The organism is Agrobacterium sp. CMT1 (assembly GCF_037203725.1).
Taxonomy (GTDB): Bacteria; Pseudomonadota; Alphaproteobacteria; order Rhizobiales; family Rhizobiaceae; genus Agrobacterium; species Agrobacterium pusense.
Window position 1 is genome coordinate 66,484 of sequence record NZ_JBBCAR010000007.1, and the last position, 18,745, is coordinate 85,228.

14 protein-coding genes and 1 pseudogene are annotated in these 18,745 nt (G+C 59.8%); 8 read left to right on the top strand and 7 right to left on the bottom strand.

What is annotated here, in order from left to right; translation table 11 throughout:
• The first annotated feature begins 1 nt into the window (after position 1).
• Complete coding sequence (locus tag WA845_RS08980) at positions 2-922, top strand: efflux RND transporter periplasmic adaptor subunit (RefSeq protein WP_112556367.1); 921 nt, start codon at positions 2-4, stop codon at positions 920-922.
• 109 nt (positions 923-1,031) lie between these two features.
• Entirely contained in the window at positions 1,032-1,892 is an 861-nt protein-coding gene (locus WA845_RS08985; RefSeq protein WP_112556333.1) for an alpha/beta fold hydrolase, read from the top strand.
• 111 nt (positions 1,893-2,003) lie between these two features.
• Here the strand turns inward: WA845_RS08985 and WA845_RS08990 are convergent, their stop codons facing one another.
• The 3 genes from WA845_RS08990 to WA845_RS09000 are packed head-to-tail and all read right to left on the bottom strand — an operon-like array spanning position 2,004 to position 5,577.
• Positions 2,004-3,980: an iron ABC transporter permease gene (locus WA845_RS08990; protein WP_174151354.1), complete on the bottom strand. Its 1,977-nt coding sequence runs from the start codon at positions 3,978-3,980 to the stop codon at positions 2,004-2,006.
• A complete protein-coding gene (locus WA845_RS08995; protein ID WP_112556329.1) occupies positions 3,977-4,834 on the bottom strand; it encodes an ABC transporter ATP-binding protein in 858 nt (285 codons plus the stop codon). The genes WA845_RS08990 and WA845_RS08995 overlap by 4 nt, the downstream gene beginning before the upstream one ends.
• Complete coding sequence (locus WA845_RS09000) at positions 4,831-5,577, bottom strand: AraC family transcriptional regulator (RefSeq protein ID WP_044459055.1); 747 nt, start codon at positions 5,575-5,577, stop codon at positions 4,831-4,833. Before WA845_RS09000 ends, WA845_RS08995 begins: the two co-directional genes overlap by 4 nt.
• 285 nt (positions 5,578-5,862) lie before the next feature.
• Here WA845_RS09000 and WA845_RS09005 point away from each other — a divergent pair, with 285 nt between their 5' ends.
• The 6 genes from WA845_RS09005 (at position 5,863) to WA845_RS09030 (ending at position 15,074) form a co-directional block, all read left to right on the top strand.
• Positions 5,863-8,058, top strand: a complete 2,196-nt coding sequence (locus WA845_RS09005; RefSeq protein WP_112556327.1) for a TonB-dependent siderophore receptor — start codon at positions 5,863-5,865, stop codon at positions 8,056-8,058.
• A gap of 35 nt (positions 8,059-8,093) precedes the next feature.
• Positions 8,094-8,927 carry an iron-siderophore ABC transporter substrate-binding protein gene (locus WA845_RS09010; RefSeq protein ID WP_282456140.1) on the top strand — a complete coding sequence of 278 codons (834 nt, stop codon included), beginning with the start codon at positions 8,094-8,096 and terminating at the stop codon, positions 8,925-8,927.
• 235 nt (positions 8,928-9,162) lie between these two features.
• Positions 9,163-9,681, top strand: coding sequence for a siderophore-iron reductase FhuF (fhuF, locus tag WA845_RS09015; protein WP_234882522.1), 519 nt, complete (start codon positions 9,163-9,165; stop codon positions 9,679-9,681).
• Between the two features lie 309 nt (positions 9,682-9,990).
• Complete coding sequence (locus WA845_RS09020) at positions 9,991-10,452, top strand: DUF4126 family protein (protein ID WP_112556323.1); 462 nt, start codon at positions 9,991-9,993, stop codon at positions 10,450-10,452.
• Positions 10,449-11,810, top strand: a complete 1,362-nt coding sequence (locus tag WA845_RS09025) for an FAD-containing oxidoreductase (protein WP_112556321.1) — start codon at positions 10,449-10,451, stop codon at positions 11,808-11,810. The genes WA845_RS09020 and WA845_RS09025 overlap by 4 nt, the downstream gene beginning before the upstream one ends.
• A gap of 345 nt (positions 11,811-12,155) precedes the next feature.
• Positions 12,156-15,074, top strand: a complete 2,919-nt coding sequence (locus tag WA845_RS09030; RefSeq protein WP_112556319.1) for an autotransporter outer membrane beta-barrel domain-containing protein — start codon at positions 12,156-12,158, stop codon at positions 15,072-15,074.
• Positions 15,075-15,131: 57 nt separating this feature from the next.
• On the opposite strand, the gene WA845_RS09035 is transcribed toward WA845_RS09030, so the two are convergent.
• The 4 genes and pseudogenes from WA845_RS09035 to WA845_RS09045 form a co-directional block, all read right to left on the bottom strand.
• Positions 15,132-15,503, bottom strand: coding sequence for a TetR/AcrR family transcriptional regulator C-terminal domain-containing protein (locus tag WA845_RS09035; protein WP_006697846.1), 372 nt, complete (start codon positions 15,501-15,503; stop codon positions 15,132-15,134).
• Between the two features lie 87 nt (positions 15,504-15,590).
• A pseudogene (locus WA845_RS25260) lies at positions 15,591-15,659 on the bottom strand (TetR family transcriptional regulator); the annotation flags it as partial.
• Positions 15,660-15,750: 91 nt separating this feature from the next.
• Positions 15,751-17,553 (bottom strand): NAD(P)/FAD-dependent oxidoreductase, encoded by a 1,803-nt coding sequence (locus WA845_RS09040; protein WP_112556315.1) that lies wholly within the window; start codon positions 17,551-17,553, stop codon positions 15,751-15,753.
• A gap of 118 nt (positions 17,554-17,671) precedes the next feature.
• A complete protein-coding gene (locus tag WA845_RS09045; RefSeq protein WP_035208706.1) occupies positions 17,672-18,745 on the bottom strand; it encodes a 2,3-butanediol dehydrogenase in 1,074 nt (357 codons plus the stop codon).

Sequence of the window (18,745 nt, forward strand, 5' to 3'; positions counted from 1 at the left end):
CATGAAAAATCTGACGTTTACCGCGGGTCGAGTGCTTCTCACCCTCTCCATGGCGGGATGCGCTGCGGTGCTGGGTTGGCACCTATGGTCTTTCTACATGGAGGCACCATGGACGCGTGATGCCCATGTCCGGGCGGATATCATCCGATTGGCACCAGATGTTTCCGGGCCTGTCGCCGAGGTTCTGGTGTCGGACAATGCACAGGTGGAGAAAGGAACGCCGCTGTTTCGCATCGAAACAGATCGCTTCGAGCTCGCGCTGCGCGAGGCAGAAGCGCAGGTAACAGCGACAAGGGCGGCGGCGGAGCTGGCGAAAACCGATTTCGAACGGTATCAACTGCTTGCATCAAAGGAGGCGGCAAGCCTCAAGGAGCGTCAGTACGCGGAAAGCCGGATGTATCAGGCAGAGGCCGCCTATCAATCTGCGCTGGTTGCCCGGGATCTGGCAAGGCTCAACCTTGAGCGCACAACGGTCAGGGCACCGGCATCCGGTGCAATCACCAACTTTTCCCTGCGCAGGGGTAACTATGTCGTTTCCGGCAACGCCGTGGGAGCCCTGGTGGAAGAAGAATCCGTCTATGTCGCAGGATATTTTGAAGAAACGAAGCTCCCCCGGATCCACATTGGTGATCCGGTAACGATCAGTATCATGGGCGAAGCCCAGTCGGTTACCGGACGTGTTGCAGGCATTGCCGCGGGCATTGAGGATCGGGAGCGAAGCGATAATGCGGGTTCTCTGGCAAGCGTCGCCCCGACATTCTCATGGGTCCGACTTGCCCAGAGAATCCCGGTGCGGATCGAGATCGATGACGCCCCAAAGACGGTTCGGCTCGTTGCGGGAAGGACCGCAACCGTTTCGATCGAGCAGAGGAGTAACCGGGTGGCACGTCGTCATCCGTTACCCTCCGCGATCACACCCTGATCGCTACCGAAGCAGAGTTTTGAGCGGGCCCGCGGTTCCAAGCCACGGCAGGCCGAAATGGAACCGCTGGTGGCAGAGACCGTTCGTTCCGTGATCCAAGGGGAGCGCGATGTTTGAAAATTTCAGGCTGGAAATGATCAATGTCCCGGAAACGACACTACGGGTTCGCCATGGCGGCAAGGGCCCGCCGCTTCTTCTGCTTCACGGACATCCGAGAACACACACAACCTGGTACAAGGTGGCTCCCATTCTGGCCGACAAGTTCACGGTTGTTTGCCCCGATCTGCGAGGTTTTGGCAAGTCTGGCAAGCCGTCTGACCCCTATGATCATGAAGCGTCGTCAAAGCGGGCCAAGGCTCGTGACTGTGTTGCGCTCATGGAACATCTCGGTTTCGACCGGTTCTTTCTGGCCGGCCACGACCGTGGAAGTTACACGGCATTTCGCACCGCGATGGACCACCCGGCAAGAGTTGAGAAGCTCGCGATCCTCGACGGTGTTCCGATCCTCGAAGCGCTGGAGCGATGCAATCTTCGCTTTGCACAGCAATGGTGGCACTGGTTCTTTTTTGCTCAACACGACAAACCCGAGCGGGCCATCCTTGCCGATCCCTTGGCATGGTATGGCGGGAGCGAGGCTTCGATGGGAAAAGAAAACTTCGCGGACTTCCGCTCGTCCGTCGAAGACCCCAGGACTGTTCAGGGCATGCTGGGTGATTATCGCGCGGGTATCCACATAGACCATCTCCACGATCTTGATGATCGAAGTTGCGGAAGAAAGCTGACATGCCCACTTCATGTGCTTTGGTCGCTGCAGGACGATCTGGAAATGTTGTACGGAGATGTCCTGTCGGTATGGCAGCCCTGGTCAACCCTTCCCGTTTCGGGTCTGGGAATAGACAGCGGACATCACATGGCAGAAGAGGCTCCAGCGGAACTGGCGCATGAGCTCATCTCGTTTTTTACCGCATGAGGCTGTCGATTTCGTCCGCCCCTTGCTGTGTAGGCGATGGGCATTGTCGCCGGATTTTACCGCCCCGCAGTCGAACACCCGAGACCATAGAGTTGCACCTCTTCCATTCGATCAGGACCGCGACCTCAATCCGGAACGGAGCAGCAGCATAAAGGCGGGCGCACCTATAATTGCGGTGATGATGCCCGCCGGAAGTTCAAGTGGCGCGATAATGCTGCGACCGATCGTGTCGGCGAAAGCGAGCATCACAGCGCCGAGCGCCATTGCGACAGGAAGGCTTTTGGCATGGCGCGCTCCGGTAAGGAGCCGAGCCGCGTGGGGCGCGAGCAAGCCAACGAAACTGACGGCTCCGATGGAAGAAACGGCGATTGCCACCGCGACGGCGGCATAGAGCATCGCGTATTTGCTCGCATTTCCCGTCGCGAGGCCCATTGAGCGGGCTTTTTCGTCCCCAAGCAAAAACGCATCAAGATGACGGCTGAACAACAGGCCGGTGGCCGACAGGGCGAAGACCCATGGCATCAATACGACTGCGTCGGCGTAGCCACGGGCGTGCGTCGAGCCGATGAGCCACGAAAGTGCCTGAGCCGTTTGCAGGCGAGCCTCCACGACGATGATCGTTGCGGCCGCGCCCAGGCTTGCTGCGATTGCGACACCGGCCAGGACGAATTTCTCGGGAGAATATTTCGGTGCCAGCAACCGGAGCAGCAAGAGCACGGTAATGGCCCCGGACAGAGCGACCGTCTGGAAAGTTGGCGTTGCGGGTGCAAATCCCAACAGGAGCGCGACGAGGCTAAACAGCGCTGCTCCCTGTGTAAGGCCCAACGTCTCCGGCCCGCACAGCGGATTGCGCGTCACCGCCTGAAGGACGGTGCCGGCAGCAGCCAGCAATGCACCACAGCCAAGTGCCACAAGAAGGCGAGGCGCGCGCAGGTCGAGGTTTCCCGTCACCTCGGCAATCGTCAGTGACAGCCCGTCGCCTGTCGCGAGACTTGCCGCGATGACTATCAGGCCCAAGGCGGCAAGCGCTGCCGCGGCAAGGGGCAGGGGCGGGGGCGCTATCCCTACGGGCAGGCCGATTCGGCGCTCTCCCCCGATCTTCGCCTTCCGGAGCAGGAGCAGCATGGCCGGTCCACCAAGGCAGGCAACCGTAACGCCTGTGGGTATGCTCGTGCCATTGTGCGCGAGGGACTGCGTGACGACATCTGCGAGGAGCAGGGTGTTTGCTCCCCAAACTATCGAAAGCGGCAGATGGCGATGATGCCGAATTATACCCAATGCGCGCAAAACATTCGGGACTGCAAGGCCGATGAAGCCAATCGGCCCTGCGAGGGTAACGGCGGCGCCGCAGAGAAGAACGCCGACGAGCAGACCGAAAAGTGTGACGGCCCGCGTAACCCCGAGACTGGCCGAGGCCTGATCTCCCAGTCCCAGCAAGTCCAGGGCGCGCGCCATCACCATCAGCATCAGGAAAGAAAGTAACACCAAGGGGATCGCCGTGGTGACACTGGCCCATCCGGTCTGGTCCAGGATACCGGAGGACCAGAGCAACAGACCGGACGCCCGTTCGTCGGCGAGAAGCACGATGGCCGATGATATGGCGGAAAAACAAAGTGATACGGCGATACCCGAAAGAGCCAGCCGGCCGGGCGCGGCTTGAAAGCCGCCTGCCAGCGCGAGACATGCAGCTGCGCCGGCCAGACCGCCTGCGCTTGTTGCGATGATGGGTGGCAGAGCCAAGGGAAGCAACAAGGTCGATACGACGAGGAAAAGCTGCGCGCCGCTGGTAACGGACAGTATATCCGGAGCCGCCAAAGGGTTTCGCAAGACGGTCTGGAGAACCGAACCTGCCAGCGCGAGGGCGGCGCCAGTTGATATTGCTGCGACCATACGGGGCGCCCGGGTCGTTTCCAGAATTGCCTGCGCGAGTGTTTCCGGGGCTGTCGGAAAAAGAAACACGTCCCTCCAGCCGACCAGACTGCTCCCCACTCTGAGTTCCAGCGCCGCCAGGAGCAGCAAAAGGATCACGCCAACGGGCCAGACAAGGGATGGAGCCAATCGATGAAGGGCGAGGCGAGACAAAGTCATGGTTGAGCCGAAGCCGGGCGGTTTTGCCGATTGCCGGTGCCGACCCAGTCGACCATGCAATAGGTTCGCCCGCTTCCGTCGGGATGTGGGACGAGATCGACGTGGCACTCAAAGGCCTGCCGCAGCAGGTCAGCCCGAAGCACCTTGTGTGTCGGCCCAGCCGCCAGAACCTGACCCTTCTGCATCAGGACGACGTCATCGGCGACATCCATAACCTGATTGAGATCGTGAAGCACCGCGATGATCGTGAGCCCTTCCTCCGAGTTGAGTTTGCGCAGGAGTGTCAGCAGCTCGGCCTGATGTCTGATGTCGAGAAAGCTCGTGGGTTCATCAAGAAAGAGGACACGCGGTTCCTGCGCCAGAGCCATGGCCAGCCAGGCGCGCTGCCTTTCACCGCCTGAGAGGGTCGTGAGTTGACGCGCACGTAAGTCCTGGAGGCCGACGCGAAAGATGGCGCTTTCGATAATTCCGCGGTCCCGTGTCGACAGGCGTCCCAGCCAGGGGCGATGAGGATAACGGCCTTGTTCAACGAGTTCCTCGACGCTCAGACCGATCGGAACCTCCGGCGTCTGGCTCATGACGGCAACCTGACGGGCGATGGTGCGCCGTGACAAAGCGTTGAGTTGCTGCCCGGCCAGGTGCACCTCGCCCTCCGTCGGTTGTTCGAGCCCGGCGAGGCATTTGAGCAGCGTGCTTTTCCCGGAACCGTTCGCGCCGCATATGACGGTAATACGGCCTTCCAATGCGATTGAATCGACCTGCCGAAGCGCTTGAGCCTGATCATAGATGACGCTGAGACCAATCGCCTGAGCGGCGATTGTCTCCGTCTTCTGTTTGCTTGCGAGCCCCGTCATCCGGCAGCCTCGCGCATGGCTTTGCGCAGAGAGGACAGGCTGCGATAACCGACGTCTGCGGCCGCCTCTTCCAGGCGCGCTCCCTCCGCCTGCCGGCGCATGACATGCGCCATGCGCAAGCGACGCCGCCATTCGGCGAAACTCATGCCCGTCTGGATTCGGAATTTCCGGGTCATGGTGCGCCGGCTCATGCCGAGATTATCTGCCCAGCGGTCTATATCAAGATCGAGCGATGGCGTTTCGGAAAGATCCCGACACAGCCGCTGCAATCGCCTGTCACTTGGCATTGGAAGCGCAAACGGGCCTTCCTCCGCATTGGCAATTTCTTCGAGTATCAGAGCTGCCAGATGTCCGCCGCGGCCATTTTCGTCATAAAGAGTTGGTTCCTTCAGGAACGCTCCAACCGTGGCCGAAAGGAGCGTCGAGGTCGAGATGACACGTGGCGGCTCCCAGGGCATGGCGATCCCCGGGTCCGGCTCGATATAGACCGACTGCATGGAAACCCGCCCGTGTGAATGGACGGCATGTGGTATCTCGGGCGTTATCAGCAAACCGTAACCACAGGGGATGATGAACGAGGTGTCGGGGGTGCGGGCGGTCATGAAGCCGTCGATGATCTGGAGCAATTGCCCTCGGCGATGGCTGTGCCAGCCAAAATCGACGCTTTGCTCGTAGGTCCGCGCCATGGCAGCGACAGGCCGCGGCACATTTTGAAGATCGGCTGCCCTTTGCGGCTGTTTCATTGTGTTTCCAGGCAATGGGATTCCTCACGGGGGCCTTGCCGCCGCATCCAACGGGAAGAGCCATAGTCGCGTCCCGTCCGTATTTCAAAAGGAAAAATTGGCCCGATGGAGCAGAATAATATCATTTAACAGTATCGGGCCAAAAAATGGCCCGCAAGAGCTCGATTTTGACCTGACAATGCTGATAAAAAAAGTCTAGTTAAGCGGCCAAGCGTGCGGGAAAAGAAAATCACTGCGGACAGTCCGGAGTAGCCTTTACGCAGTATTCCTATCACAGGTCCTCGAATGCAGAACACCCACCTTCGCCTTCGCACATCAACCTGCCACGTCACCAGACAGCAGCTCCTGTTTCTCGTGTCAGGCGTTGCGTTGGGGGCGCTTGTCCTCCAGCCGGGAAGGGTTGAGGCGCAAGAGGCAAATGGGTCCACCGTGCTCGAGCCGATCGTCGTACAGGGAAAGACGGCGGCCAAAGGGGCGCGTGTCGAACAGCGTGGCTACGTTGCGACGCAATCGGCTTCGGCCACCAAGACTACGACGGCGATTGCCGAGACGCCGCAATCCGTCTCCGTGATTACCCGTGGCGCGATGACGGATCGAGCCGTGCAGACGGTGGCGGACAGCCTGCTCTATAGCGCGAACGTCAACGGCCAACGCTACGGTAACGACCCCCGTTCGGATTACTTCAGCATCCGCGGCTTTAGCGCCGATCTACATCTCGACGGCTTGCGCGTGCCGCAGATTGCAAACCAGACCGGTGGCTATGCCGGCTTTCGAGTGGAACCCTACTTCCTTAATCGCGTGGAAGTGCTGCGCGGACCAAGTTCGGCGCTTTTTGGACAAACGAGTGTCGGCGGCGTCGTCAACATGGTCAGCAAGGATCCGTCAGAGACCGCTGGCGGAGAAGTCTACGCGCGCTTCGGAAGTTATAATCAGAAGGAAGCAGGGTTTGACGTCACGGGCCCTGTCGGTGCGGATTCAAATCTTACCTATCGCCTGGAAGGCATTATCCGCGACAGCGAAACAATGAACGATTTCGGCAAGAACGACCGTTTCGCCATCAGCCCGACAGTCAGGTGGTCGCCGGATGAAGATACCAGTCTCACGGTTTATGGCGCCTATATGAAGGATGACGCCGGCCAGGTGCCCTCGCTTATTCCAGCACTCGGGAGCATCTATCCCAATAGTCTCGGTTTGACGATACCGCGCAGCTTTTCGGACGGCGATCCCTCGTTGGCGATTTACGACAAGGAAACGGCCTATATTGGATATCGGCTCGAACACGCAATTAACGACGATCTCGTTCTACGCCAGAATTTCCGGTACTCATATCTGGACGTCAATTATCAAAACCTTTTCGGCAACGGCCTTTCCGCCAACCAGCGCACGCTTTCACGCCTCGTTTACAATGCGCAGCCAACGCTCAACGCCGTGGCGCTGGATACCAATCTTGAGTACAAGTTCGACAGTGGGCCAATCAGCCATACGCTTCTCGGCGGTATCGACGTGCAGTGGCAAAACCTTGTGAACAGGACAGGATCACGCAGTGGCCCCCCACTCGACCTGTTCAATCCGGTCTACGGCATTGGCGTACAGCCGGCAGCACTGACGACACGTCTTGATCAGACGCAGCGTCAGATCGGTTTTTATCTCCAGGATCAAATGGAACTCGGCGGGCTTCGACTGACGGTTGGCGGCCGCCAGGACCATGTCAGCAACGATTCCGACAGCACCACGCTTGCCAGCGGTCTTACCACCCGATACCGGCAGGACGATAGAGCCTTCACCGGCAGGGTCGGTGCCGCTTATGTCCTTGATAACGGCCTTGTGCCCTACGCGCTTTATTCCACGTCCTTCTCCCCGGTGCTGACATTGGCGCCAACGCCGCTGAAGCCAACCAAGGGCGAGCTGAAGGAAATCGGCGTGAAATTTGCGCCACAGGGCGATGACTTCAGCCTTACTCTTTCCGGCTTCGAGGCGACGCAGCAGAATGTCGTCAACCGTGTTGCAGGCGTTTATTACCAGACTGACGAGGTGCGCGTCCGCGGGATCGAACTGGAGGCCAACGCCACCCTTTGGGACAGTCTCAATGTTACTGCGGCGGCGAGCTGGCAGGATCCTGTGGTAACCGAGAGCCAGACGCCCACCCAGATCGGGAAAATGCCGTATACCGTTCCAAAGCAGCAGCAGTCGCTGTTCGTGAGTTATGATCTGCCGATGCCGGACAGCTGGAACGGCAAGCTGACAGTCGGTGGTGGTGTCCGACGCATCGGCAAGACTGCCGGGGATACCGCGAACTCATTCTTCGTTCCCGGTTATACGCTGGTCGATGCCTTTGCCCGTTACGAACATGATCGCTATTCGTTCCAGCTCAACGGCTACAATCTCGGAGACAAGACCTACGTCGCCGGTTGCAACACCACCACGCAGTGCTATTACGGGCAGGGTTTGACCGTTGTCGGAACAGTGAGCGTGAAGTGGTAGCGGGTATAGGCAGACGATCGTTCTTGAGTGGCGCGGTGGCTTTGATCGCGGCGCCAGGGTCGCTTGCCGCCTCAGGACCCTCACGCCTGGTCACGCTGGATTGGACTGCTACCGAGATTGCGCTTTCCCTTGGAATATCGCCGGCTGGATGCGCGGAAATCTCCGGGTACAGAACATGGGTCGATGTCGCAAATGAAGGCCTCTCCGATGCCGTCGACGTCGGACGACGACAGCAGCCCAGCCTTGAGGCGGTCCGCAAACTGCAGCCTGACCTCATCTTGACGTCGCGGTATCGGCACGCGTCCATTGCTCATGCGCTCGGTGAGATCGCTCCGGTTCATCTGATCGATGATCAGGAAAATGGCGGTGACATGCTGGCGAGCGTCTGTCAGAGCGCCCGTCAGGCGGGCGCAGCGCTTTCGCGATCGGATGACGTCGCAAGGCTCCTCGGACGTTTTGATGATGAGATCGAAAACCTGAAATCGCGCCATGCCGGGCAGGTGGCAGGCCGCAAGCTGGTCGTGGCGCAACCGTTGCCTGGCGTCCCGCGGTTGCGCGTCTTTGCGCCCAACGCCGCAATTTCCGGCCTTCTCAGGAAGATCGGCTTTGCCGATGGCATTGAAATGTCAGCGCAACCTTTCGGTTTTACGACAATCGATCTTGAAGGACTTGCCTCCCTTGGGAGCGACAGCACCTTGTTCATCCTTGGCGAGACCGTTCCGGCTGATCTTCTCAATGCTTCGCTCTGGCCCATGTTGCCGGTCGTAGCGCAAGGAAATGTCCGTTTGACCGGCATGCCATCCTGGCCATTCGGCTCCACGGCCTCACTGCAGCATCTGGCTCGCCAGATTGTCACCCGGCTCGTTTAGGCTGCAGGAGCGTATGCGAAGGTCGGAGGTTCTTGGCGAATTGCTGCGGCAGTCGGCACATTCGCAGTGGCGGGATTGCTTCCGGCGCAGGCGGCCCACTGATCTGGCTTTCACTGAATTGCTGGAGCCCGATTGTCTTTTGGCTGTCCTCAACAGTTACGGTCGCCGCCACGGGGCGAACGCGCCCATTGCCGCTGTTGCCGGGGAGTGGTCAAAGCGGTACTTCGCGAGGGTGATGAGACCGATTGCCACCGCAGCCATGTTACTGGATTGGCGGGTAACTCTGACGCCGGCGGACTTGAGCATCGAAATAAGCGGTGAAGGGGAGGTCGTTTCGCTCGGCCTGACTGATTTCGGCCACCCGGTCCGAGCGAAGTCCGCAGAGGACCGTTTCGATTTTCTGATCAAGGGCAATATCGAAGCAGTTATCCGAGCTGTGTCCGAGGTGAGCGGGCTGTCTCGCAACGTCCTTTGGTCAAATGCGGGCAACCTGTTCGAAGGTATCGCCCGCGGTTACGCCGTGGTTAATGATTGCCCTGGTGCAGGCGTCGCGGATGCACTGGCATTGCTTGAACTGCCTCAGATGGCAGATGGCTCACGTAACCCGCTTTTCAGACCTATCCTTTACCCTGAAAACGACGGCCAGCCGGAGCGGCTCCGCCGCGTCTGTTGTATCCGATATCTGATCGACGGACTGGATTACTGCAAGACGTGCCCGTGCCCGGGGCGGCACTGTTCTTCGGGAAAAAATTAAGGGCCTGCCGAAAGCAGATAGCGTGCCCCCTTTCAGCAAATTTGCAGGACCTCAAACAACCGAAACGACGGGGCGCTGGCTCACGGCACCACGCAGCGGCCCTGTCGACCAAACTGGCGCGCCATGGTACGGTTGCGATCTGTCCGGTAGGTAACGGCAAGTTGAGGACCAATCCGGGACGCCGTCGCGGCCGATCTTCCTGCCTTCCTTCGGAGGTGTCGACCGAGGATGGCCCGGACGGGCAAGGGAACTATCAACTGCGCATCAGCCGGGCGCCGCGGCATGCCGACTTAGCTTAGGGGGATCTGAATGCTCATTCTTCTCGCAATGCTGATAGGGCTTGTCGCCGGTCTGCGCACCATGACTGCCCCGGCCGCAGTCTCCTGGGGCGCTTATCTCGGGTGGTTCGATATTTCTCCAAGCGTTCTCTCCTTCATGGGCTCGCTCTGGGCTGCGGCGATTTTGACTGTGCTTGCCATCGTGGAACTGATTGCCGACCAGCTTCCCGGCACGCCCTCACGCAAGGTACCCGTTCAGTTCGGAGCACGGGTTATAATGGGCGCTCTCAGCGGTGCGACGGTCGCCGCAACTGCAGGAATGGTGGTTCCCGGGCTTCTCGCGGGGGTCATCGGCGCCGTCGTCGGAACCTTCGGCGGTGCATCCGGCCGCGCTTATCTCGCCAGGCATTTCGGCCGCGACCTTCCCGCCGCCCTGATCGAGGATGCGGTCGCCATCCTGCTCGCACTGATCGTCGTGGTGTCCGTGTCATGAGGGAGTATGACGCGATCTTCATCGGGGCCGGTCAGGCCGGACCATTCCTTGCCGCCCGCATGGCGGCGATGGGCCGCAAGGTGGTCCTGATCGAACGCAAATATCTTGGCGGCACCTGTGTCAACGCCGGGTGCATGCCGACCAAGGCATTGGTCGCCAGCGCCAAGACCGCGGAGGTTGCGCGGCGCGCATCCGAATTCGGCGTCACCATCAGCGGTGAGCCGATAGTGAACATGCCGGCCGTAGCGGCCCGCGCCAGGAAGGTGACCCTTGATGCGAGAAACGGTTTGGCATCCTGGTTTGACAGTCTCGAGACGATGGATGTGATCCACGGCCAGGCCAAATTCGTCGGTGCGAAGGCCGTGTCCGTGGACGGGACAGACTATACTGCGCCGCAGATTTTTATAAATGTCGGCGCGCGGCCACACATCCCCGACATTCCTGGCCTTGAGGACGTGCCATACCTCACGAGCACGTCGGTGATCGCGCTCGAGAAATTGCCGAAACATCTGATTGTTCTTGGTGGCAGTTACATCGGACTGGAATTCGCCCAGATGTATCGGCGCTTCGGCGCCGAGGTGACGGTCATTGAGCGTGGGCAGCAACTGGCGCCCAGGGAGGATACCGATATCTCGCAAGCCATTGCGGAGATTCTGAGTGGGGATGGCATCGAGGTTCTTTTGAACCGCAGACTCCTGTCCTTCACCAAGGAAGATGTGGGCGTCGTCGTGCGGACCGATCGGGGCGAAGTCAGTGGGAGCCATGTCCTGGTCGCCCTCGGACGGCGGCCGAACACCGATGATCTCGGTCTCGATCTTGCTGGCATCGAGACTGATCAACGCGGCTTCATCACGGTGGATGAGCGCTTGCAGACCACCGCAGAAGGGATTTGGGCCCTTGGTGACTGCAACGGGCGAGGCGCATTCACCCATACGTCCTACAATGATTTCGAGATCGTCGCGGCAAACCTCCTTGATGGCGGCAACCGAAAAGTGTCAGACCGTACGCTCGGTTACGGCCTCTACATCGATCCGCCGCTCGGACGTGTTGGCATTACGGAGCGTCAGGCGAAAGAGGCCGGTCACCGGATCAAGGTCTCGACCCGACCGATGAGCCGCGTCGGCCGGGCCGTTGAGAAAGGTGAAACGCTTGGCCTCATGAAACTCGTCGCCGACGCCGAAACCGACCGGATACTCGGTGCCGCTTTCCTGGGGGTCGGAGGTGACGAGGCGGTCTATGGCGTGCTCGACGCCATCAACCTGGGGGCCACAACTGAAGAACTGCGCTGGGCGGTGCCAATCCATCCAACGGTCGGAGAGCTGGTGCCGACACTGATTGGCGACCTCAGGGAAACCTGACATCCAGCCGGCCCGGCGAGGAGCGCAAAGGCTTTTCCGGATCGATGAGGCGACTGTCGCTCGTTTCGTTGGTTCAACGTCGGCCTTACGCTCCACACGTGTCCGGCTGAGCTGCTCACTCGACTTCGGGAATGGCTTCTGCAGTATCCATAAACCGCAATCAGGAGCTGATATTTTCAGAAATAGCGATTTCTTTGCAACTTGCTAATCGGCGAGAAGTGAAGTTAGTGATTTGTTAAGCATAATCCTCCCACCATCGCAGTTGCTTGGTTCAATTTTTCAACTAGGTCTGCGATGCAGAACAGCCGTTTCCTCCATAACGTTCGTGCATCCCGGCAATGCCTCATGTCGACGGCACTGTTGGTCGTGGCGCAGGCGACGCTTTCGCCCGCCTGGGCACAGGTATCGATTGGCGGCGACAGCACACCATCGGATCCTGCGCTCGTCGATGGCAGTGTCGACCTGGACATCGGTTTTACCAATTTCGGCAGCTTGACCGTTTTCAATGGCAGCATACTGACGAACAACACAGGCTATGTCGGCGGCGATGCGGGAGGATTTGGCGTCGTAACGGTCTCGGGCCAGGATTCGCGATGGGACAATCTGGGGAATGTCGTCATCGGGCAATATGGCCGAGGAACCCTCGACATCCTGGCAGGTGGGCTCGTGACCGGGGAAACCGGCTACATCGGTGCCAGCACCGGCGGCATCGGCATCGTGACGGTTTCGGGCGATGACGGTTCCGGCACTTTATCCAGCTGGTCTCTCCGGCAGGACCTGAATATCGGAGAGGAGGGGGCCGGTACTCTGAACGTCACGCAGGGTGGTCATGTTTCTATCGCCGGGCGGGTCAGCGTCGGTTCCTGGGGGCAAGGCAATGTTGAGCTTTCCGATAGTGCCACAATCTCAAGCTATGACGCCATTATCGGTATCAGCGGATACGGAGAGGCCCTTCTAACGTCGGGCTCGTCCTGGATCGTCACGGATCAGTTCACGGTGGGGTTGTTCAGCCAAGGCGATCTGCGGATCGAAGACGGCGCCAGCCTGACCAGCAGCCAGGGCTATGTGGGCGCCAATTCCGGCGGCAATGGCAACGTCACCGTCACCGGCGCGGGATCGAACTGGGAAATGACCAGCTTCAACCTTAACCTGGGCAATTACGGAACCGGCGTCATGACCATCGACGATGGCGCGAGGGTCTACGCGAACAGCAGCGTCTATCTTGGCATATCGGACACCACGGCCAGCGGCACGCTGAATGTGCTGGGTGCGCCGGGCGCGCGCGGGGTTCTGGAAACCAGCGGTTTCCGAGGCGGGCTGGGCAGGGCGAACGTCACCGTTAATGGCGGCATTGTCCGCGCCATCCGAGACAATACGAATTTTTTCAGCAATTATGGCGCGCAGCAGGTCACCCTGGGTTCCGGCGGCGGTATCATTGATACCAACGGTCACAATATCCGCGTCGCTCCGGTAATGACCGGACCGGGTAGTCTTACGAAGGACGGCCCGGGCACGCTGACGCTCACGGGTGCCAATAGTTATGGCGGCGGTACGACGATTGCAGCCGGCGTCCTGCAGCTGGGCGATGGCGGGACGCGCGGCAGCATCCTCGGAAATGTCGACAACAGCGGCGTCCTGGCTTTCAATCGCTCCGACATAGTGACCTTCGGCGGGACGATTACCGGGACGGGTGGCGTTTGGCAGGTGGGTCCCGGGCAGACCATTCTCAGTGCCGATAGTTCAGGCCTCTCGGGTGTCTCCAGGGTGTATGGTGGCATCCTTTCGGTTAATGGTGTGCTTGGTGGGTCGATCGAAGTAATAGGCGGACGGTTGCAGGGCGTTGGTCAGGTAGGGACTACGACGAATTTTGCCGGCGGAACCATCGCGCCGGGCAATTCGATCGGCACCCTTACAGTCGCCGGCGATTATGCCGGCAATGGCGGCGTGCTGGAAATCGAAACGGTTCTGGGTGGCGACAATTCGGCCACGGATTTGCTGGTGGTAACCGGTGGTGCGTCGGGCAGCACAAATGTTCGCGTCATCAATCTCGGCGGCGTCGGTGCGCAGACCAGCGAAGGCATCAAAATCGTCGATGTCGGCGGCGTATCCACGGGCGATTTCCACCTGCTTGGGAACTATACCTTCGAGGGGGACGCTGCCGTCGTTGCCGGAGCCTATGCCTATCGTCTCTACCAGGGTGGCATAAGCTCACCCGCCGACGGTGACTGGTATCTGCGGTCGGCATTGCTCAATGGCAGCGTTCCGACTGGTCCGCTATACCAGGCGGGAGCCTCGGTCTACGAGGTCTACGCCGCGGCGCTGCAGGGGCTCAACGAGCCTGAAACATTGCAGCAGCGCGTCGGCAACCGTTCATGGATGACCGGCACGAGCGAGACAGGCGCGTTGACCGAAGCAGCTGAGGACAAAACCGGCATCTGGGGCCGGATTGTCGGCCGCCACGCCAGCATGGATTCCCGGTTCTCCACCACCGGCGCCAACCTCGACATCGACACATGGCAATTGCAGGCCGGCCTCGACCAGGAGCTGTTTTCGGGCGAGGCAGGCAATCTTTTCGGGGGGCTATCGGTACGATATGGCACCATTGCAGGTGACGTGACGTCGGTTTTCGGAAACGGTTCGATCAGCAGCGACGGCTATGGTGTGGGTGGATCGTTGACCTGGTACGGGTCTGGCGGCTTTTACCTTGATGCCCAGGCCAGCCTGACCTGGTATGACAGCAGACTTAATTCCTCAACCGCGGCAACCCGTCTGGCATCGGACAATGGCGGCTTTGGCTATGCGATTGGCGTCGAGGCCGGCCAGCAGATCGCACTTGCCGACAATTGGTCGATGACTCCGCAGGCGCAACTTACTTATTCCAACGTTACGTATGATCGTTTTACCGACGTCTATGGCGCCGCCGTTTCGCTGGACGAGGGTGACGATCTTACTATCCGGCTGGGCCTTTCGACCGACTACCAGAACAGCTGGAAGGATGAGGGCGGCGACACCAGCCGTATTCATGCTTATGGCATTGCCAATTTCTACTACAACGGTCTGCCGGATAGCAGGACCGAGGTCGCCGGCACGGCGCTTGTCAACACCCAGGACAACCTTTGGGGTGGTCTCGGGATCGGCGGGACATATGCCTGGGGTAACGAAAAATACGCCATCCACGGGCAAGTGGGCGTCAACACAAGTCTCGTCAGTTTCGGCAGCAGCTACAGTCTTGTCGGCACGGCAGGACTGACCGTCAGGTTTTAAGACGGGCCAGGGATTGCCGACACGCGGTTCAATTTTCCGGGAGTGACTTGGTCTTGCTCAGCGTGAAACCGTGTCTGAAGGTCCGTAGATCTTGAGAAAGAGGTCCACGCCCCTTGCAACCTTGTGCTGGATCTCGGCGTCCGTCAGAGGCTGGCGGGCTCCAAGCTTTATCTCCAGATTGACAAAACCCAGCCACAATCCGGTCAGGTCTTCCGCAGCGACGCCGGGATCAAGAGCACACAGTTCATCTTTGGACAAAGCCTTTGCGATAATCTCGGTGAGCATTTTTTGGCCGCGGCCGGGGCCAGCGTCGAAAAATTTGCGCGGTAGATCGGAATGGGCCGTTGATGCCGATGCGATCAATCTGTCCCATCCGTGCAGTTCACGTCCATTGATGAAATTAAGATAGCGCGTGCCGAAAGCGATCAAAGCTTCCTTGATCGACAGTGACTCGGACGCTCGAAACTGCCCGCCGGTGATCGTGAGGTCGGATTCTCGCTGGATTACCGCCTCGATGAGTTCTTCCTTGTTTGCAACGCGCGAATAGATTGTCGCCTTTGATACGTTTGCATGGCGGGCAATTTCTTCAAGCGTGAAGGATGGGGCCGGCCATTTAACTCAACAACGGAGGATGCTTACAAAAAGAGCGCCGGTAAAGCCGACGCTCTTTTTGTGCTTAGGCAAGGTGATGCGGCTTGCTCATTCCGTATATGGGTGTCTCGATGCCCACCTGGCGGGCTTTCAACTGCAGCGACAGATATTGGGAATAATGGCGTGACTGATGCAGGTTGCCGCCGTGAAACCACAGGGCTTCCTGCTGTGTCGGTTTCCACATGTTGCGCTGCTCGCCTTCCCAGGGGCCTGGATCCTTGGTGGTGTTGGAGCCGAGGCCCCAGCATTTTCCGACCTTGTCCGCCACGTCGCGCGAGATGAGATCGGCGGCCCAGCCGTTCATTGAACCGTAGCCGGTGGCGTAGACCACGAGGTCAGCCGGCAGCTCCGTCCCATCCTTCAGGACGACTGCGTTCTCTGTCAGATGCGAGACGTCGACGCCAGACTTCAGTTTGATCGAACCGTCGATGACCAGATCGCAGGCCCCCACGTCGATGTAATATCCTGATCCCCTCCGCAGGTATTTCATGAACAGGCCCGAATCGTCGTCGCCGAAGTCGAGCATGAAACCGGCCTTTTCGAGCGCTTGGTAGAACTCGGCATCCCTTTCCCGAATCCTGTTGTAGATCGGGATCTGGAACTCATGCATGATCCGGTAGGGCAGCGACGCAAAGATCAGATCGGCCTTGCGCGTCGTCATGCCGCCCTGAACCGCCCGCTCGGAATAAAGATCGCCAAGGCCGATCTCCATCAGCGAGTCCGACTTGACGATATGCGTCGACGAGCGCTGCAGCATGGTGACATCGGCGCCGGCTTCCCAGAGCGCTGCGCAGATATCGTGGGCCGAGTTGTTGGAGCCAATGACGACCACCTTCTTGCCGGCATAGGCATCCGGACCCGGATGCTGGGAAGAATGCTGCTGCTCGCCCTTGAAGATGTCCTGACCGGGGAATTTCGGCACATTGGCCTTGCCCGACATGCCCGTTGCCAGCACGAGCTGCTTCGGCTTGAGGACGACCTCTCTGCCGTCGCGATCGACGACGACGGTCCATTCGCCGGTCTTCTCGTCGTATTGGGCGGATTTGCAGGTCGTGGAGCCCCAGTAATTCAGTTCCATCACCTTGGTGTACATTTCCAGCCAGTCGCCCACCTTGTCCTTTGGGGTGAATACCGGCCAGTTTTCCGGGAAGGGAATGTAAGGAAGGTGATCGTACCACACAGGGTCGTGCAGGCAGAGTGACTTGTAGCGCTTGCGCCAGCTGTCACCGGGCCGCTCGTTCTTCTCTATGATGATCGTCGGAACGCCGAGCTGACGAAGGCGTGCGCCGAGCGCGATGCCGCCTTGGCCGCCACCGATGATGACGACATAGGGCTGGGACGTGTAACCGAGTTCCGCCGCCTCGCTTTCGCGCTTTTCCTTCCAGGTCGTGCGGTTTCTGTCATGGCCGTGCTCCGCCCCCATCGGGCGGCGGAAGCCCTTCGGCTCCTCATGGCCCTTCAGTTCGGTCATGGTGGTCAAGAGGGTCCAGATCAGACCATCCTTCAAACGGATATGGCCATAGCCGCGGGCAACCCCCGTTTCGAATTCGAACCAGCCTTCGGTAACGCCGCCCGCTTCGGAGGCGGCCTCCCTGGTGTCCTGCACAAAGTTGGACGGTTTGGTTGCGGCAAGCTGGCTGGAAAGCATGTCGCGGACCTGCTCGCGGCCTTCGAGGGTCTTTAGGTTCCAGGTAAAGGTCACCAGATCTCGCCAGTAGCAATCCGCCTGAAACAGGTTGGCGGCGGCGTCCACGTCGCCTTTCGCCAGCGCTCCTTCGAGCTTCGCAAGGGCCGTGTCGATCTTGGTTCCGGGGCTGATATCGAGCATTTATTCTCCTCCATGATTGCTTGGTGATGGTCACGGAACGCCGCTGTCGGGCGTTCCGTCAAAGCCTCCAAACCGCCGCCTTCAGGGCTCCTCTCCCTTCAGGCCTTGGCCGAGATGCTTATTTCGAGAGATCGATCAGGATCTTCAGGTGGGTGCCGGCCGGATCGAGGAGGGCGTCGAAGCCCTCTTTCACGGCCGTTTCAAGCGTGACGCGCTTGGTGACAATCTTCGTCGCCGGCAGGAGGCCGGATGAGATCAGGCTGATGACACGCGGCCAGTAATGGGTCGGATAGGCCCAGGAGCCTTTGACCTCGAGATCGCGGAACGTGACCTGGAACCAGTCGATCGGATTCTCATGCGGATGCAGGCCTGTCTGAACGACGACGCCCTGCTTGCGCACAGCATCCACGCATGCCTTCAGGGCGTGTTCGTTGCCGACGCATTCGATCGCAACGTCGCATCCCACCTGGCCCTCGGTCTGGGCGCGGACGACATCGCCAACCTTCTCGCGCTTCGGATTGATGGCGACAAGGTCGGGCAGGACTTTCTTGGCAAGCTCGAGGCGGGCATCGTTCAGGTCCGAGACGAACAGCTTGGTGGCACCGGCCGCTCGGGCCGCCAGCAGCGTCAGCATGCCGATCGGGCCGGCACCTGTAACGAGAACGCTGTTACCGGCGGTGACGCCGCCACGGTCGCAGGCATAGACGGCAACCGCCGTCGGCTCGACGAGTGCGGCCTCTTCATCGGTCATCTCGTCTGGGATCTTCTGGACATTATATTCGTGAACCAGCGCGGCTTCAGCCATGCCTCCGCCATTCCAGCTGAGACCCACGAGTGCGAGTTGCGGGCTGAGATGGAAAAGGCCGCGGTCGGCGAAGTAGTCGCCGGAGCGCGGCATGACGAGAGGCTGGATCGAGACGCGGTCGCCGATGGCGACCGAGGTCACGCCTTCACCGATGGCTTCGACAACGCCACCGAACTCGTGGCCGAGGACCTGCGGGCCGTGGGCGCCGGTAAACGGATGCGGCTCGGTCGGGATGAAGATCGGGCCATAGCTGTATTCGTGAAGATCCGTTCCGCAAATTCCGACGAAGCGGTTGCGGACGATGACCTGGCCCGGTCCCGCCTGTTTCGGCTCGGGAATGTCCTCGAGCCGCAAGTCCTTTGCGGCGTGAAATCTGAGGGCGCGCAT

What these genes read in the sequence shown, in the direction of transcription:
- WA845_RS08980 (WP_112556367.1), top strand. Translation starts at nt 2, where the DNA reads ATGAAAAATCTGACGTTTACCGCGGGTCGAGTGCTTCTCACCCTCTCC.
- WA845_RS08985 (WP_112556333.1), top strand. Translation starts at nt 1,032, where the DNA reads ATGTTTGAAAATTTCAGGCTGGAAATGATCAATGTCCCGGAAACGACA.
- WA845_RS08990 (WP_174151354.1), bottom strand. Translation starts at nt 3,980, where the DNA reads ATGACTTTGTCTCGCCTCGCCCTTCATCGATTGGCTCCATCCCTTGTC.
- WA845_RS08995 (WP_112556329.1), bottom strand. Translation starts at nt 4,834, where the DNA reads ATGACGGGGCTCGCAAGCAAACAGAAGACGGAGACAATCGCCGCTCAG.
- WA845_RS09000 (WP_044459055.1), bottom strand. Translation starts at nt 5,577, where the DNA reads ATGAAACAGCCGCAAAGGGCAGCCGATCTTCAAAATGTGCCGCGGCCT.
- WA845_RS09005 (WP_112556327.1), top strand. Translation starts at nt 5,863, where the DNA reads ATGCAGAACACCCACCTTCGCCTTCGCACATCAACCTGCCACGTCACC.
- fhuF (WP_234882522.1), top strand. Translation starts at nt 9,163, where the DNA reads ATGAGACCGATTGCCACCGCAGCCATGTTACTGGATTGGCGGGTAACT.
- WA845_RS09020 (WP_112556323.1), top strand. Translation starts at nt 9,991, where the DNA reads ATGCTCATTCTTCTCGCAATGCTGATAGGGCTTGTCGCCGGTCTGCGC.
- WA845_RS09025 (WP_112556321.1), top strand. Translation starts at nt 10,449, where the DNA reads ATGAGGGAGTATGACGCGATCTTCATCGGGGCCGGTCAGGCCGGACCA.
- WA845_RS09030 (WP_112556319.1), top strand. Translation starts at nt 12,156, where the DNA reads ATGTCGACGGCACTGTTGGTCGTGGCGCAGGCGACGCTTTCGCCCGCC.
- WA845_RS09040 (WP_112556315.1), bottom strand. Translation starts at nt 17,553, where the DNA reads ATGCTCGATATCAGCCCCGGAACCAAGATCGACACGGCCCTTGCGAAG.
- WA845_RS09045 (WP_035208706.1), bottom strand. Translation starts at nt 18,745, where the DNA reads ATGCGCGCCCTCAGATTTCACGCCGCAAAGGACTTGCGGCTCGAGGAC.